Origin of the sequence: Nonomuraea montanisoli, assembly GCF_013363975.1 — a bacterium.
Classification (GTDB): domain Bacteria; phylum Actinomycetota; class Actinomycetes; order Streptosporangiales; family Streptosporangiaceae; genus Nonomuraea; species Nonomuraea montanisoli.
Map to the genome: position 1 here is coordinate 1 of NZ_JABWGN010000003.1, position 16315 is coordinate 16315.

General features: G+C 73.1%; 15 protein-coding genes. 1 reads left to right on the top strand and 14 read right to left on the bottom strand.

Features of this window, described 5'->3' with window-relative positions; genetic code table 11:
* From HTZ77_RS06890 to thrC, 5 genes are all read right to left on the bottom strand, one after another.
* The coding region (locus tag HTZ77_RS06890; protein WP_175588630.1) for a helix-turn-helix domain-containing protein at positions 1-211 on the bottom strand (211 nt) is incomplete at its 3' end.
* A 170-nt stretch (positions 212-381) separates the two neighbouring features.
* On the bottom strand, positions 382-525 hold the full coding sequence (locus HTZ77_RS06895; RefSeq protein WP_175588631.1) for a hypothetical protein: 144 nt from the start codon (positions 523-525) through the stop codon (positions 382-384).
* Positions 526-740: 215 nt separating this feature from the next.
* A complete protein-coding gene (locus tag HTZ77_RS06900; RefSeq protein ID WP_175588632.1) occupies positions 741-2276 on the bottom strand; it encodes a helicase HerA-like domain-containing protein in 1536 nt (511 codons plus the stop codon).
* Between the two features lie 19 nt (positions 2277-2295).
* Positions 2296-2862 carry a hypothetical protein gene (locus HTZ77_RS06905; protein ID WP_175588633.1) on the bottom strand — a complete coding sequence of 189 codons (567 nt, stop codon included), beginning with the start codon at positions 2860-2862 and terminating at the stop codon, positions 2296-2298.
* 117 nt (positions 2863-2979) lie between these two features.
* Positions 2980-4044 carry a threonine synthase gene (gene thrC, locus HTZ77_RS06910; RefSeq protein ID WP_175588634.1) on the bottom strand — a complete coding sequence of 355 codons (1065 nt, stop codon included), beginning with the start codon at positions 4042-4044 and terminating at the stop codon, positions 2980-2982.
* A gap of 65 nt (positions 4045-4109) precedes the next feature.
* On the opposite strand from thrC, the gene HTZ77_RS06915 reads away from it, so the two are divergent.
* Positions 4110-4943, top strand: a complete 834-nt coding sequence (locus HTZ77_RS06915; protein ID WP_175588635.1) for a MurR/RpiR family transcriptional regulator — start codon at positions 4110-4112, stop codon at positions 4941-4943.
* Between the two features lie 158 nt (positions 4944-5101).
* Here HTZ77_RS06915 and HTZ77_RS06920 read toward each other — a convergent pair whose 3' ends face one another.
* The 9 genes from HTZ77_RS06920 to trpB form a co-directional block, all read right to left on the bottom strand.
* Entirely contained in the window at positions 5102-5698 is a 597-nt protein-coding gene (locus HTZ77_RS06920) for a hypothetical protein (protein WP_175588636.1), read from the bottom strand.
* Between the two features lie 76 nt (positions 5699-5774).
* Entirely contained in the window at positions 5775-6590 is an 816-nt protein-coding gene (locus HTZ77_RS06925; RefSeq protein WP_175588637.1) for a hypothetical protein, read from the bottom strand.
* A complete protein-coding gene (locus HTZ77_RS06930; RefSeq protein ID WP_175588638.1) occupies positions 6587-7291 on the bottom strand; it encodes a VIT1/CCC1 transporter family protein in 705 nt (234 codons plus the stop codon). The genes HTZ77_RS06925 and HTZ77_RS06930 overlap by 4 nt, the downstream gene beginning before the upstream one ends.
* A complete protein-coding gene (gene lgt / locus HTZ77_RS06935; protein ID WP_175588639.1) occupies positions 7288-8478 on the bottom strand; it encodes a prolipoprotein diacylglyceryl transferase in 1191 nt (396 codons plus the stop codon). Before lgt ends, HTZ77_RS06930 begins: the two co-directional genes overlap by 4 nt.
* A 25-nt stretch (positions 8479-8503) precedes the next feature.
* Complete coding sequence (locus tag HTZ77_RS06940) at positions 8504-9241, bottom strand: DsbA family protein (protein WP_235994438.1); 738 nt, start codon at positions 9239-9241, stop codon at positions 8504-8506.
* A 14-nt stretch (positions 9242-9255) separates the two neighbouring features.
* Positions 9256-9777, bottom strand: a complete 522-nt coding sequence (locus tag HTZ77_RS06945; protein ID WP_175588641.1) for a MauE/DoxX family redox-associated membrane protein — start codon at positions 9775-9777, stop codon at positions 9256-9258.
* Between the two features lie 185 nt (positions 9778-9962).
* Positions 9963-13943 (bottom strand): endo-alpha-N-acetylgalactosaminidase family protein, encoded by a 3981-nt coding sequence (locus HTZ77_RS06950; RefSeq protein ID WP_175588642.1) that lies wholly within the window; start codon positions 13941-13943, stop codon positions 9963-9965.
* Positions 13944-14087: 144 nt separating this feature from the next.
* Positions 14088-14888 (bottom strand): tryptophan synthase subunit alpha, encoded by an 801-nt coding sequence (gene trpA / locus HTZ77_RS06955; RefSeq protein WP_175588643.1) that lies wholly within the window; start codon positions 14886-14888, stop codon positions 14088-14090.
* Positions 14889-15086: 198 nt separating this feature from the next.
* On the bottom strand, positions 15087-16307 hold the full coding sequence (trpB, locus tag HTZ77_RS06960) for a tryptophan synthase subunit beta (protein ID WP_407940485.1): 1221 nt from the start codon (positions 16305-16307) through the stop codon (positions 15087-15089).
* Positions 16308-16315 lie beyond the last annotated feature (8 nt).

Sequence of the window (16315 nt, forward strand, 5' to 3'; positions counted from 1 at the left end):
CCGCGGTGCGGTGCGGGGTCGTATGGGGCCGGCTGGAGCGGTCGTGCAAGCCCGCTTCGCCATGGTCGCGCCATCGACGTACCCACTTGTAGGCCGTGGGCCGGGAGATGCCCATCTCGGCGGCCACATGCGCGACCGGGCGGCCGGACAGGACGCGGTGAACGAGCAGACGGCGACCATGAACGGTCAGCCGGGCGTTACGGTGGGACACGAGGCCTCCGCGTGTGCTGCAGATTCGACACCTACACCACACCGGAGGCCTCTCCTATGATCAACCCCCACTGTTAACAACGTCCGTGATCAATACATCTAGCAGGCGGTCGTCCCCTGGCGGGCGCGCTCACGCTCGGCCGCCTCACGCTCGGCCGCCTCACGCCGCAGTCACCGGACCAGCTCCAGGGACTCGCGCGCCGCCATGAGCTCATCCCCGGAGACCGAGCCCGCGCCCCGGTTCCAGGGGCTGTTCCACTCCTTCTCCAGCGAGCGGAGGTCGGCGGCGTGTTCCTCGTGCAGGACCGCGAGCATGGAGCCGCCGCAGCGCGCCGCCTCGCCCAGCAGGTCGAGGGACCACAGCCCCGCGTCGACGACGACGAAGAGCTCCTCGGGGAACGTGGGCCCGCACCCGCACCTCCTCGGCCGCCACCGAAGGGCCCGGCGGTCGTCACCGCTCCTTCGGGAGAGCGCGACGGGCGCCCTTCGTGATCTTTCGCCGAGCGTACGTCACGATGCGAGGCAGGGGTTCAGCGTCGCCCGCGGCGGGCCGTGCCGAAGAGGGATCGGGTGATCTCCCGGCCGAACGCGGACGCCGCCGACCGCGCCATGGAGCGGAACTCCTTCGACTCCAGCACGCTCTCCAGCATCGACGGTTCGGCCTCCGGCTCCTCGCGGGTCTCCCGCTCGCGAGGGGCCTCGGCGGGGGTGGGAGCCTCGGCGGGTGTGGGAGCCTCGGCGGGCGGCGGGGCGGCCAGCTTCGCCGACAGCATCTCGTACGCCGAATCCCGGTCCACCGCCGTGCCGTACTTCCGCTGGAGCGGCGAGGCGGCGATGACACCCGCGATCGCGTCCGGGCTGGACGGCGCCATGAGCGTGCGAGGGGCGCGCAGGCGCGTCCAGGCGACCGGCGTCGGCGCGCCCGTCTCCGACAGGACCGTGACGACGGCCTCGCCGATGCCGAGCTCGGTGAGCAGCCGCTCCAGGTCGTAGGCGGAGGCGGGGAAGGTGGAGACGGTGGACCTGAGCGCCTTGGCGTCCTGCGGGGTGAAGGCGCGCAGGGCGTGCTGCACGCGCGCCCCGAGCTGGGCGAGCACGTCGGCCGGCACGTCGTTGGGCGTCTGGGTGACGAAGAAGACGCCCACGCCCTTCGACCGGATGAGCCGCACGGTCTGCGCGATCGACTGCAGGAACGCCTTGGACGCGTCGTCGAACAGCAGATGCGCCTCGTCGAAGAAGAACACGAGCTTCGGCTTGTCGAGGTCGCCCACCTCGGGGAGCTCGTGGAAGAGGTCGGCGAGCAGCCACATCAGGAAGGTGGAGAAGAGCTGCGGCCGGTCCTGCACGGCGGGCAGTTCGAGGATGGAGACCATGCCCTGGCCGTCCGGCGTCACCCGGAGCAGGTCGTGCACGTCGAACTCCGGCTCGCCGAAGAACGCGTCGGCGCCCTGCGCCTCGAAGTTGGTCAGGGCGCGCAGGATGACCCCGGCCGTGGCCGCCGAGAGCCCGCCGATCCCGCTCAGCGCCTCGGGTGTGCCGGTCAGGTACCGGATGACCGCGATGAGGTCCTTGAGGTCGAGCAGCGGCATGCCGTTCTTGTCGGCGAAATAGAAGATCAGCCCGAGTGACGACTCCTGCGTCTCGTTGAGCCCGAGGACCTTGGCCAGCAGCGTCGGTCCGAAGGCCGTCATCGTGGCGCGGATCGGGACGCCGGACCCCAGCCCGCCCAGGCAGTAGAACTCCGCCGGGCACGCCGCCGGCGACCAGGTCTGCCCGACCTCGGCGGCTCGCCGGGTGACCCGGTCGGAGGCGGCGCCCGGCGAGGCCAGCCCCGACAGGTCGCCCTTGACGTCGGCGAGGAAGACCGGGACTCCCTGGGCCGCGAGCTGCTCCGCCATGAGCTGGAGGGTCTTGGTCTTGCCGGTCCCGGTGGCGCCGGCCACCAGCCCGTGCCGGTTGAGCATGCTGAGGGGGATCCGGATCGGCTCCGAGGGGTCGGCGGTGCCGTCCTCGCGCACCAGGGCCCCGAGCTCCAGCGCCGGTCCCTCGAAGTCGTACCCCTTCATCGCTGGTTCCGCCCCTCTCTCACGCCGAGGCGGAGCCGCAATCGTCGCTGAGATAGGCCAGTGCGGCGTCCCCCAGCCTGCTCCATTCCTGGGAGCTGGGATCGTTGAGGTAATTCACGCCTTCCAGGAGGACGCCCGCGGCGAGTGTCCGGCAGCAGGCGCGCCGCTGGTCGCTGCCGTCCCCGGCCCCGTTGTCGAGCGCGTATCCGACGGTGATGAGGGAATCGGCCAGGGCCGCCCAGTTCTGCGTGAGCTGGGTGAAGTCCGGATTACCGGTGGAGTCGCTCTCGTGGATGACGAAGTGCCCGGCCTGCCCGACCTCCTGGCCCACGACCTCGTAGCCGTACTCGGACGACGCCGAGATGCTGCCCTTGAAGGTCACCTGCTCGGCCCCCGCGGCCAGGTCCAGCTCGATGCCGCCCGAGAATCCCGCCGTCAGCCTGCCGGCCTCCTTCCCGTCGTCGCTGAAGCCGGAGACGACGAGTCCGGAGTCGCTGTCGGAGATCGTGCACCAGGAGATGCCGGTGGCGTCCAGGAACTGCGGGGGCGAGGGCACGATGATCAGTGGATCGGCGTTCTGGCCCACGGCGGCATTCCCTTCAGGCGTGCGTGGCTGCGCCGGGAATCCTCCCCTCGCCCTGTCCGCCGACACGGGAAGGCGAATAAAATGCGCGCCTGCTCATGTTCTCTCCCGTGGTGATCGTCAGGCGGCCAGGTTCAGGGCCCTGGCCACCTCTCCCGTGGCGGCCGCCGTCCGCAGGGAGGTGTAGCCGTCCCGCAGGGAGGCGTCCGGATCCTTGAGGCCGTCGCCGCTGAGCGTGACGACGACGCGCGAGCCCGCGGGGACGTTGCCCCGCTCGTGCTGGTCGAGGAGGCCGGCGACGCCCGCGGCGGAGGCGGGCTCGGCGAAGACGCCGTCGTGGCGGGCGATCATGCGGTACGCGTCGAAGATCTGCTCGTCGGTCACCGCCGCGATCAGGCCGCCGGACTCGTCGCGGGCCGCGACGGCGCCGTCCCAGGTGGCGGGGTTGCCGACGCGGATGGCGCTGGCGGCCGTGGCGGGCTCGGCGACGGGCGCGCCCGTGACGAGGGGGGCGGCGCCGGCCGCCTGGAAGCCCCACAGGCGCGGGACACGGGTGGCCGGGCCTTCGGCGGCGTAGGTCCGGTAGCCGTGCCAGGTGGCGGTGATGTTGCCGCCGTTGCCCACCGGCAGGCAGTGGAGGTCGGGCGCGTCGCCGAGGGCGTCCACGATCTCGTACGCCACCGTCCGCTGCCCGGCGAGCCGCAGCTCGTTCCGTACCGAGTTGACCAGTGCGACGGGGTGGTGGGCGGCCAGGTCGCGGGCCACGCGCAGGCAGTCGTCGAAGGTGCCGTCGATCTCCACGATGCGCGCCCCGTACCGGACGGCCTGGCCGAGCTTGCCGAGCGCGACGGCGCCGCGCGGGATGAGGACGGCGGCGGCGAGCCCGGCGCGGGCGGCGTAGGCGGCGGCCGAGGCGCTGGTGTTGCCGGTGGAGGCGCAGATGACGAGTTCGGCGCCCGCCTGGGCGGCCCGGCTGACCGCGATGGTCATGCCGCGGTCCTTGAACGATCCCGTCGGGTTGGCGCCCTCGACCTTCAGCCACACGTCGCAGCCGGTCAGCTCCGAGAGGCGGGCGGAGCGGAGCAGCGGCGTGTTGCCCTCGTGGAGGGAGACGGAGGGGGTGTCGTCGGTGACGGGCAGCCAGCGCCGGTACGCGCTGTCGATCAGGCCATGCCAGGTGCTCATGCCCCGGACCATAACATTCGTTTCGCACATGCGGTCAAATCCGAAACGATGTAACATCTGTCAACATGGAGCCCGATACGCTGGCGGCCCGCCTCGGCGCGGTCTATCCCGAGCTTCCCCCTGGCGAACGGGCGATCGCCCGGGTGATCCTCGACGACTACCCGTTCGCGGCGCTCGGCTCGCTGCGTTCGCTCGCCGAGCGCGCCGGTGTGAGCCCGCCGACCGCCTCCCGGCTGGTCGGGCGGCTCGGGTTCGCCGGCTTCGCCGACTTCCAGGCAGCGGTACGGGCGGGCGCCCGCGAGGCGGACCGGTCACGGCTGCGGGAGTTCGTCACCCGGCCGCCCGACACCGGTCAGGCGGCCGAGGACCTGCGCTCCGGACTGGAGGGCACGCTGGCCGCGGTGACCGGGCCCCTGCTGGACGCGGTCGCCGCGCGACTGGCCGAGGCCCGGGGGGTGTGGGCGCTGGGCGGGCCGCTGAGCGAGCTGGCCGCCGACTACCTGGTACGCCAGCTCGCCGGTCTCCGCCCCGGGGCGCGCCGCGTGCCCGAGACGCCGCCCGCGCGCGCCCGGGCCCTGCTCGACCTCGGGCCGTCCGACGTGGTCGTCGCCTACGACTTCCGCCGCTACTCCCCCGGCACGGCCAGGTTCGTCCGGGCCGCGCGCGGACGCGGGGCACGGCTGATCCTGGTGACGGACGCGTGGGAGTCGCCGCTGGCCGACGAGGCCGAGGTTCTGGTACGGCTGCCGCGCGAGGCGGCCGGGCCGATCGCGCCCCTCACCCACGAGATCGCGGTCACGGAGCTCGTCCTCGTCGCCACGGCCGCCCGCCTCGACGCCGCCCAGCGGCTCGCCGACCTCGACGCCCTCACGCGCGAACTCTCATCAGACCCCTCGTGAGACCCGGCGTCCGGGCGCGCCCGAACGCCCCTGCGAGGGCGGCTCCTCCTGAGGACGGGCGTCTCTCTTCGGAGCGCGGCTCTCCCTCCCCGAATCGGAGGTTCCCTTTTGAGGGAGAGCCACGCCCGTGAGACCTCTCGCGAGGGACGCGGACGGCCTCAGGTGGCCGCGACGACCCTGGCCTGCACCACCTGGCCGAGCTTGTCCAGCTCGATCAGCGTCGTCACCAGGTCGCTCCCGCCCCCGCCCGGCGCGCCGGCCCAGCTCACCGTGACATAGTGGCCCATGGCGCGTACCGTGGCCCGGCTGTGGGCGGCGTCGAGGGACACCGCCGGCCGGACGAACCCGTCCCTGCCCAGCGCCGTCACCAGGGCGTCGGCGGCGCGCCCGTCGGCCAGGTTGAAGATGACGAACTGGCCCGCGCCCCCCGCCGGCCCCTCGTACGTGGCCCGCAACGCCTGCGTGCAGCCGGCGGCCGAGGCGCCCCACAGCGCGTCCTCGCAGCCGTCGAGCTGCTCGGCCGACACCCGCCGCAGCGGGCCCAGCGTGGCGGTGCCGCCGGTGAAGACCTCGTCGACCGTCAGCGGCCGGGAGTCGGCCTGGCGGGTGTCGATGAGGGAGTAGAGGGCGGAGGTGCGTTCGCTGCGGAGCGCGGCCGGCCGGGGCTCGTCGCCGCCGAGCCAGAACCACGCCCCGGCGGCGGCCGCCGCGAGCCCGGCCACGGCCGCCAGCGCGACGATGAGACGGCGCGGCATCAGGTCTGCGCTCCTGTCATGGTGGCGGTCGACGGCATGAGGACTCCGGTCCCGCGGATGGTGGCGGTCGGCGGCATCAGGACTTCGGTCCCGTGATCGTGACGACCCGGCGGTAGACGGCCTTCTCGGCGCCGCGCAGCGTCAGCGCGAGCCCCACGAAGTCGTCCCGGGCGGTCGGCTCCGACCCGTCGGCCCTGCCCAGCCACACCAGGCCGACGTAGTGGCCGAGCGCGTAGCCGGCGCCCTCGGAGTAGCCGCCCCGGGGGAACGTTGCCGAGCCCGCGGGCAGCGCCTGCACCCAGCCGCCCCGGTAGCCGAGCTTCAGCGACTCCACGAGGTCGGCGGCGGCCTGGCCGTCGCGCAGGTTGAGCAGGGTGTACTGGCCGATGTAACGGCCGTCGGAGCTGGTGTAGAAGCCGCGGGCGGCCTGGCTGCACTCGGCGTCGGCGACCTTGGCGCGCAGTTCCTCGCCCCATACGGCGGCCGAGCAGTCGGCGTCGATCTGCCGGGCGGCGAGCTTGAGCGTGAGCTTCTTGTCGCCGGTGAGGGTCTTCTGGGCGAAGACCTCCTTGTCTGTGAGCGGCTTGGCGTCCTTGGCCCGGTCGAGGACGGGCTCGAACAGCTTCGGCGAGGACCAGCCGTTGTAGGTGGCGGGCAGCACGGCATTGCCGCCGACCGTGCCGCCGGCCTCGCGGTCGGGGGTGAAGCTGCCCAGCGAGGCGATGGCGAACACGAGGCCGCAGGCGCCGGCGACGACGCCGATGACCGTGGCGACGATCACGATGAGCTTCTGGCGGTTCGGTGCCACCCCGAGGTCGGTGAGCACGGGGAACTGCCAGTCCGAACGCGGGGGACGGCGCCGCTTGCGCGGCGCCTGCCTGGTGGTGGTCACAGGCCGGACGCTCCGATCAGGTTGCCCAGGGCGAAGGTGAGCGCGGCGGCCAGGGCGCCCACGAGGAGCTGGCGCAGGCCGGAGAACCACCAGCTGCGGGCCGTCACCGTGGACACCAGGGCGCCCGCGGCGAACAGTGACACGCAGGACACCACGGCCGACAGCACCAGGCTCGTGGCGCCGAGCAGGTAGGGCACGAGCGGCAGGAGCGCGCCGGCCGCGAACGACAGGAACGACGAGACGGCCGCCAGCCTGGGCGAGGGCAGGGAGTGGGGGTCGACGCCGAGCTCGTTCTGGGAGTGCACCTCCAGGGCGCGCTCGGGGTCGCGGGAGATCTGGGCGGCCACCTCGGCCGCGGTCTCGGGCAGGACGCCCTTGTCGACGAGGGCCTGGGCCAGCTCGTCCTGCTCCGCCTCGGGATTGCGCTGCAGCTCGCGGCGTTCGACGGCGATCTCGGCCAGGGCCAGCTCGCGCTGGCTGGCCACCGACACGTACTCGCCGCCGGCCATGGAGAACGCGCCCGCCGCCAGGCCCGCGCCGCCGGCCAGCAGCACGACCTTGGCGTCGGGGGTGCCGCCGGCGACACCGGCGATGAGCGCGAAGTTGGACACCAGCCCGTCCATCGCGCCGAACACCGACGGCCGCAGCCAGCCGCCGGTGACGTCGCGATGCTGGTGGTGGATCTCCGCGCGTCCGGTCATCGCGCGTGCTTCTCCTCTGCCGTGGCGTGCTCACCGGGCGCCCGGGCCGCCCCTTCCGCCTCGGGCTCGCCCTCCGCCTGCGCGGTGCTCTCCGCCTTCACCGTACTCTCCGGACCCGCCTCGGCCTCCGCGGCCCCCGCGGGTTCCGCGTCAGCGCCGGCAGCGGAAGCACCGGGCTCGGCGGACGTACCGGACTCAGCGGACGTACCGGACTCGGCGGCGGGCGCGTCCGGCTCCGTACGGGCCGGATCGGGCTCCGTACGGGCCGCGCCGGAGGTCTCCTCGTCGTCGGCCTGGTCGGCCGGGTGAGCCGGGTCCACGGCCACCCCGTCGCCCTCGACCAGCGGCTGGACCCCCGGCGGGACCACGTGCTCCACGGTGTCCTTGTTACGCGTGGCGAAGAAGTAGACGACCGCCCCCACGAACACCACGAGGGCGGTCCACTGGTTGAGGCGCATGCCCAGGAACGTCACGGCGTGGTCCACGCCGCCCACGGGGTCGATGCGCAGCCCCTCGACCCAGAAGCGCCCCAGCGTGTAGCCGGCCGCGTACAGCGCGAACAGCCGCCCGTGGCGCAGCTTGAACCTGCTGCCCGCGAAGAGCAGCAGGAACCCGAGGGCCACGTTCCACAGCGACTCGTACAGGAACGTCGGGTGGTAGAGCACCCCCGGCTCCCCGCCGTGCTGCTGGTCGATCTGCAGCCCCCACGGCAGCGTGGTGGGCCCGCCGTACAGCTCCTGGTTGAACCAGTTGCCCCAGCGCCCGATGGCCTGGGCGAACGCGATGCCGGGGGCGACCGTGTCGGCCACGGCGCTCAGCGACAGGCCGCGGCGGCGGCAGGCGATCCACACGCCCACGGCGCCCAGGGCGATCGCGCCCCAGATGCCGAGGCCGCCCTCCCAGATGAACAGCGCCTTGTAGGCCGGCTTGATGGCCCGGGGGCCGAAGTACATCTGCCAGTCGGTGATGACGTGGTAGAGCCGGCCGCCGATGAGGCCGAAGATCACCGCGGGCACGGCGATGTCGATGATCGTGCCCTTCTGGCCGCCGCGGGCGCGCCAGCGGCGCTCGCTCAGCCAGACGGCGACGATCACGCCTGCGACGATGCACAGGGCGTAGGCCCGGACCGGGATGAATCCGAGGTACCAGACCCCCTGGGAAGGGCTGGGAATCGAGGCAAGGGGCATGTCGGTGAGGGTAGCGGACGCCAGGCTACTTGGCCGCCTTCGTGACCTGATCGCGTAGCTGCTGAGGCGTGAAGGCGACATTGCCCTCCAGGTCCACCCCGTTCAGCTTCACGGTGGGCGTGCCCTCGATCTTCTGCGCCTTGATGACCTTGTCGGCGTAGGAGAGCTGGGCCTGGGCGTGCTTCTGCGAGGTGACGCACTGCTCGAAGTCGGGCGAGGTGACGCCGGCCTCCTTGCCCCAGCCGACCAGATCGTTGATCTTGAAGCCCTCGACGGTCTCGGACGGCTGGTTCTTGTAGAGCAGGTCGTGGAAGGCCAGCCACTGCCGGCCGTCGGCGACGCAGCGGGCGGCGGCGCCGGCCCGCAGCGAGTTGCCGCGGGTGGGCTCACGCTGGAAGATCGAGATCGGGTGGTAGACGACCTTGGCCTTGCCCTCGGCGGCGAGGTTCTTGAACGTCTGCCCGCTGACGGTCTCGAGCTGCTTGCAGGCGGGGCACTGGAAGTCCTCGTAGATGTCGAGGACGGGCTTCTCGACGCCGGCCTTGGCCATCACCACCGAGCCGTCGGACTGCACGGTGACCGGCGCCTGGTCGCCCGCGGCCGCCTCCTCCGACTGCGACCTGCTCGCCGCGTACAGCCAGCCGCCCCCGATGGCGGCCAGCGCGACGACGCCCACGGCCGCGTAGGTCACGACACGCCTGCGCTGCTCGCGCTGGCGCTCGGCGGCCTGCTGCTGCTTGATCTTCTCGCGTGCGGTCTTCATCCGCTCCCCTTTGCTCATGCCCGTGTCCCCTGGTCGTGATCGTCGCCGTCGTCGTCGTGGTCGTCGCCGGCCGGGCCGCTGCTCCCCGTGTCGCCGGCCAGGCCGAGCGCCGAGTCGAGCGCGAAGGCGCCCGGCGCGAAGCGGACGGTCCAGACGCCCAGCAGCACGAGGCCGAAGTCGCGCAGGATGTCGAGCAGGTAGGACGGCTCCTGCCCGACGCCCAGTTCGCCGCCGCCCCCGAAGCAGCCGCAGTCGATGCGCAGGCCGTGGGCCCACGCCCAGCCGATGCCGAAGACGAAGGCCAGCATCAGCAGCGCCGCGATCACCCCGGCGACCTTCGTCATCAGGCCGACCACCAGCAGCACGCCGACCACGATCTCGATGATCGGCAGGCCGTAGCCCACGGTCGTGGCGACCGAGTCGGGCAGCAGCTGGTACGCCTTGACCGCCACGACGCTGTCGGACGGGTTGCCGATCTTGAGCCAGCCGGCCGCGATCAGCACTCCGCCCAGCACGAGCCGGGCGACGGTCGTCACCAAGGGTATCGCTGCCCTCCCGGGCAGTGACGCAGACGACGCGATCACGGGCCTTCTCCTTGTCTCTGTGCTGGGATGCGCACAGTTACCCGGAGACCATCCGATCACGGAGCCGATAAGCGTCGGTTAAGGCGGGAAAAGAGTGCCCCGCCTGGCGTTTCACGACCTCCCGGGTGAGACCCAGGCTAGCAGCGGAAACGGGCGTCTCCCCAGTCAGCGTGGTCGTTTCCCACCCCGTCTCCGCCGTCGTCCACGACAAGCTCGGCATATCGGGCGCCGCTCACGTCCGCCGCCACTTCGTACGGCGGGTCGGCCGCCCGCAGGACCCCGCTGGCCGCCTTGACCACGCCGTCGGCCAGCACCGTGAACCGGACCGAGCCCCTTGTGCCCTGCGAGTCGTCCACGCCCACGGAGGCCGTGAACGCCGTGCAGGAGCCGCCGAGGAAGTAGCGGACGCGGGCGGGCGCGTGCGTGCCGAGGCCCTTGGCGAAGACCTGGCCGCCGATCGTCAGGGGCGGGCCGTCGCCGGGCGCCGAGTCGCCGTTGGAGCGGTCGCGCTCGGCCGGTCCCCAGCCGTTGTCGGCGCTCACCCAGTCGAGGTCGCTCGCCCAGGCGTCGCCGGAGGGCGGTGGCGGGAGGGTGCGCACGGAGGCCGCCGCCGCGACGGTCCTGGGGCTCCCGGCGGCGGTGTAGGAGGCGGTCGCCCCGATCTCGTAGACGTCGTACGGCGCGCCGGCCGGGGGCGTCACCTTCCAGGCGGTCTTCAGCGTGCCTCCCGGCTCCACCGTGGCCGGGCCGCCGCCTCCCGCGACGGTCCACCCGTCCGGTACGGCCGGCGTCACGACGACGTCCACGGCCGGCACGTCCTCGCGGTTGACGAAGGTCACGCCCACGTCGCCCGCCACTCCCTGCTCGAACACCGGTGACGCGGGCGTGACGGTCAGCGACGCGCACGCCTGGGCCTCGGGCGACTCCCCCAGGTCCCGGACGGCGAAGTCGTCGAGGACGAGGTCGGCTCCCTCCTGTTCGGCCTGGAGGGAGCGCAGCCCCACCCACACGTCGCCGCAGCCCGCGACCACGCGCTCGGCGAACCGGGTGGTCGCCCGCCGCTCCGGCAGCGGCGTGGCGCGGGTCTCGACGGTGTCGCCGCCCTTGTCGTAGCCGGTCACCCAGGCGTACGCGCCGGCCAGGCCGCTCTGGTACCGGAACGACACCTCGTAGGCGTGCCCCGGCTCGAACCGCGCCGTCCACGGGAGCGTGCGGTAGACCAGGCCGCGCCGCTCCTCGTGCGCCTTGAGCGAGAACCGCCCGTCGATGACGTCGTCGACGGTCTTGCCGTTCCAGCCCGCCTGCGTGTACGGCTCGTGCCGCTCGGCCAGATGGGTGCGCGCGTCGAAGGCGCCTCCGGCGTCGCCCTTGACGAACGGTCCCCAGCCCGGCTCCGGCGACTCGAAGGCCCCGACGGTCTCCGGCGCGGCGGACCGCATGAGCCGCACGTCGTCCACGCGCACCCGCCCGGTCCCCCCGGCGGCGGCGATCCGGAACGTCACCGTGGAGCCCCGCGGCGTGAACCGCACGGGCACGCGCTGGAAGAACGTGTCGTGCTTCTCGTCGGAGGCGATGTAGTTCCTGGCCGTGGAGCGGGTGAGGGTCACGCTCTCGCGCAGGCCGGGCGCGCTCACCTCCAGCGTGGTCGCGCGGGCGCGACCGGGCTCGACCTCGACGGCGGCCGACACGGTGTACGGCCGTCCGGGCCGCAGCCCCGTCAACCGCTGTTCGAGGCTCGCCGGCGCGCCGTCGCCGTCGGAGGCGGAGGGGGACGCGGAGGCGGAGGGGGAGGCGCCGAGCAGGGCGACGCGGTGGCCGAGCGCGTTGGTCTCGACGCTCACGGGCCCGGTGACCGTCCAGCCGCGCAGCCGGTCGTCGGAGAAGCCGGGGTCGCGCACGCCGCTCCCCTCGCCCCATCGCGGGTCGGGCACGGCGGGCGCGGCGCCGGGGTAGAGGACGTAGGCCACGCCGGCCTCGGCGCGCAGCGTGATCCGGCCCCCGGCCGGGGTGACGACGCCGGTCCGCACCCGTCCCTGGTCCGTGAGCCGGTAGACGGTCAGCGGCCGGTCGGCGTCCCAGGTGGTCTCGCCCCCGGCGGCGTTGTAGTGGTAGAGGCGGCCGTCCCACGGCAGCAGGTACGCATCCCCTTCGAGGATCTTGTGGCCGTCGGCGTAGAGCCGCCGCGTGCCTCCGGAGGAGGTCCCGCGGACGCCGCCGGAGAAGACGATCTCGTCGGCGTTCCAGTCGAGGATGCGGTGGCGCTGCAGGAACTTGGCGGGCAGGTTGTGCTGCCAGATGTTGCGGGAGAACGCGGTGTAGTCGTTCTCCGCGGTCCAGCCCTCGAACTCGACGATCCGGGCGTTGCCCAGGATGGGGTGGGCGTTCCAGACGTCCTTCTCACCGTTGCGGATGAACCGGATGATCTGCGAGTTGAGTCCCTTGTTGGTGGCGCCGCCGTAGTTGAGGTCGTTCGCCCAGTGCGCCCACAGGGAGGTGCGTTCGAGCTTGTCCGACCACTCGGTGGCGACCTGGAAGCCCTGCGCGGCCAGCTCGCGGCCGGTGCGGTCGGCGACCCAGCCGAACGGCCGGAACACGTCCACGTACAGCAGCGCGAGGTTGGGGTCGGTCTCCTCGCGCAGCCGCCTGAGCCGCGCGGCGAGCGTGCCCCGGGTCAGGTCGCCGCGCTGGTCGATCAGGTACGCCTGGTCGAGCCAGTCCCAGCCCTTGGCCTTGGGGTCGGCGAGCTGCTCGCTGAAGGCGTGGGCCTCGGGGTAGGCCTCGGTGGCGTTGACGTGGGCGCCGAAGGTGGCGTTCCACCGCCGGCCCGTCCTCAGCAGCGTGTTGAGGTCGGCCAGGCCGCCGGCGCGGTCGTTGTAGTGGCCGCCGTAGTCGGGGTGGGCCGAGTCGTGGCCCTCCGACTGGTAGCCCTTGAGGATGGCGAGCTGGCCGAGGCCGTCGGTGGCCAGCGAGACGCGCTTGACGTCGTCCAGGGTGCGCAGGAACGGGTGGGTGGCCTGGCTGGAGAAGTTGAACGGGATGTGGGTGACGACGCGGTCCTTGGTGGCGTCCGCGCCGGGCGCCTTGACGCCGATCTCGTGGAAGGCGAGCGCGCCGTCCTGCCAGTCGAGGGTGCCGTCGCCGTTGGCGTCGGGGGTGACGACGACCTTGGCCCAGGGGCGTTCCTCGGTGAACGGGGAGCCGGTGGCCCGGTGGGTCCACTGGCCGCTCCACACGCCCACCCTGACCGTGCCGCCGGGCTCCTTCCTGGCCTGGTGCCAGAAGCGGGCGGCGTCCTTGTCGGTGGGGCCGGCCGGTCGGTCGTAGGTGGAGTCGGACTCGACGGCGGCGGCCAGCCTTGAGGTGTTGACGATCGCGTACGTGGCCCCGACCGGAGCGGGGTCGGGCGCGGTCCGCTCGGTGACGGCGGCGAACACGTCGGCAGTGCGGGTGGAGTTGGGGTCGAGCCGGGTGAAGGCGGTGGCAGCGCCGGGCTCGTCGCTCGCCACGGAGACGAGGTCGTGGCCGGGCAGGTCGATCGTGTTGACGCGGAAGGCGGCGGTGTCGGCGACCCCGTCGACGGCGAACGTCGTCACCCGGCCCCGCACGCGGACGCTCGTCTCCAGGCTCACGCCGGGCAGGGCGGGGAAGCCGAGGCGGTAGCGGGCACCGGCGGCGTCGTGGCCGGTCTGCCGGACGGTCACCTCGTACGGCCGGTCGTTGAGGACGACGGCGGGCACGCCGGTGCTGCCGCCGAGCGTGGCGCCGGTGGCGCGGTCGGTGTAGCGCAGGATCCGCGGGAAGGCGGGGTCGAGATCGACCGTGAGCCGGTCGGAGGAGATCGTGAGCGGCTCGGCGACGGTGACGGGCTCGGGGGCGATGGCCTGCGCGGTGGGCGTGGGAGCGGGGGCCCCGGTGGGCCGCGGGTCCGGCGAGGCCAGGTCGTAGGACGGCGGCGCCGGGGTGGGGTCAGGCGTGGGCGGCGGGGCGGTCCCCTGCGCGACCGTGGCGGGCGGCACGGGGCCAAGGGAGGCGGACGCCTGCGCGGCCTGCGCGGGCGGGGCGAAGGGAGTCAGGAGGGATAACGCGAGGGAGGCTGCGAGCGCGGCGGGACGGCGCATACGTGTCCTTCGTCGGGAACTCCGACTCTCGCCGCGATACTGACATCTCGCAAGACTTATGCGTCAATACGCATCCCCATCAGGATGAAACGACACACGCCCGGGCCCCGTGCGGGAACCCGGGCGTGCCCGTGTCGGAGGGGATCAGCCGCGGGAGCGGACGCCCTGCGCCATCTCGCGGGCCAGCTCGGCGATCGAGGCGAGGCCCGCGGCCTCGTCCGGGGCGTCCAGCAGGCGGCGGATGAACGCCGACCCCACGATGACGCCGTCGGCGTAGCCGGCCACCTCGGCGGCCTGCGCGCCCGTGCCGACGCCGAGCCCCACGCACACCGGCAGGTCGGTGTGCGCGCGCGTGCGCTTGACCAGCCCCTCGGCGGCGACGTTGACCGACTCCCTGGCCCCCGTGACGCCCATGAGCGAGGCGGCGTACACAAACCCGGTGCAGCAGTCGGCGACCGCCTGGATGCGCTCCTCGGTGGAGCTGGGCGCCACGAGGAACACCGTGTCGATGCCCGCCGCGGCCGACGCCTCGCGCCACGTGCCCGACTCCTCGGGCGTCAGGTCGGGCGTGATCGTGCCGACGCCCCCGGCGCTGGCCAGGTCGCGGGCGAACCGCTCGGCGCCGTAGCGGTCGATCGGGTTCCAGTACGTCATGACGAGCGTCGCCGCGCCGGTGGCGGCCACGCCCTCGACGGTGCGCATGACGTCGGCGATGCGGGTGCCGTTGGTCAGCGACCGGTGGACGGCGTCCTGGATGGTGGGGCCGTCCATGAGCGGGTCGGAGTAGGGCAGGCCGATCTCGATGACGTCGCAGCCGGCCTCGACGAGGGCGGTCGCGGCGGCGATGGCGCCGTCCTTGGACGGGAAGCCCGCGGGGAGGTAGCCGACCAGCGCGGCCCGGTTGTCCGCCTTCGCCTTGGCGAACACCGTCTGAAGAGTAGTCATGATCGTCCGTTCCTGGTGGTCGGTGGCCTCTTCGCCGCCGCCCTTCCCATCATGCCGTCATCGGGCCCGTCGTGCCGTCATCGCGCCGCCGCCGACGCGTGCGCCCGGGCCAGGACCGGGGCCGTGCCGCCGGGGCCGTCACGCGGTCCCGGCGGGGGAGGGCCCCGGCGTCAGGGCGAGGGGCCTCGGTGCCCTGGGTCAGAGGTTGAAGTACTTCATGGCCGTGCCCATGTCCTTGTCGCCGCGACCGGACAGGTTGACCAGGATCGTGGCCTCGGGCCCGAGCTCGCGGCCGAGCTCCAGCGCGCCGGCGAGCGCGTGGGAGGACTCGATGGCCGGGATGATGCCCTCGGTCCTGGCCAGCAGCGAGAAGGCGGCCATCGCCTGGTCGTCGGTGACGCCGTGGTAGGTGGCGCGGCCGGTGTCCTTCAGCCAGGCGTGCTCGGGGCCGACGCCCGGGTAGTCGAGCCCGGCCGAGATCGAGTGGGAGTCGATGGTCTGGCCCTCGTCGTCCTGCAGCACGTAGGTGCGCGAGCCGTGCAGCACGCCGACGGAGCCGGCGGTGAGGGTGAGCGCGTGCTCGCCGCTCTCCAGGCCGTGGCCGGCGGCCTCGTAGCCGTGGAGCTGGACGTCGCGGTCCTCGATGAAGGCGTGGAAGATGCCGATCGCGTTGCTGCCGCCGCCGACGGCGGCGCAGACCGCGTCGGGCAGCCGGCCGGTCAGCTCCAGCGTCTGGCGGCGCGCCTCGACGCCGATGATCCGCGCGAAGTCGCGCACGATCTCGGGGAACGGGTGCGGCCCGGCCACGGTGCCGAACAGGTAGTGGGTGGTGTCGACGTTGGTCACCCAGTCGCGGAACGCCTCGTTGATCGCGTCCTTCAGCGTGCGCGAGCCGTTGTGGACGGGCACCACGGTGGCGCCGAGCAGCTTCATGCGGGCCACGTTGAGCGCCTGGCGCTCGCAGTCGACCGCGCCCATGTAGATGACGCACTCCAGGCCGAGCAGGGCCGCGGCGGTGGCGGTGGCCACGCCGTGCTGACCCGCGCCGGTCTCGGCGATGACGCGCTTCTTGCCGAGCCGCTTGGTCAGCAGCGCCTGGCCGATCACGTTGTTGATCTTGTGGGCGCCGGTGTGCGTGAGGTCCTCGCGCTTGAGGATGATCCGCGCGCCGCCGGCCTGCTCGCCGAAGCGCGGCACCTCGGTCAGCGTGGTCGGCCGCCCCGCGTACGTGCGCAGCAGGTGGTCGAACTCGCGCAGGAACTGCGCGTCGTTCTTGGCCTTCTCGTAGACCGAGGCCACCTCGTCGAGCGCCGGGATCAGCGCCTCGGGCACGTAGCGCCCGCCGAAGATCCCGAACTTGCCGTGCCGGTCGGGATCGTCGCCGTGGACGCCGTTGCCGGCCAGGTCGGCTGCGGTCAGGATGGAGC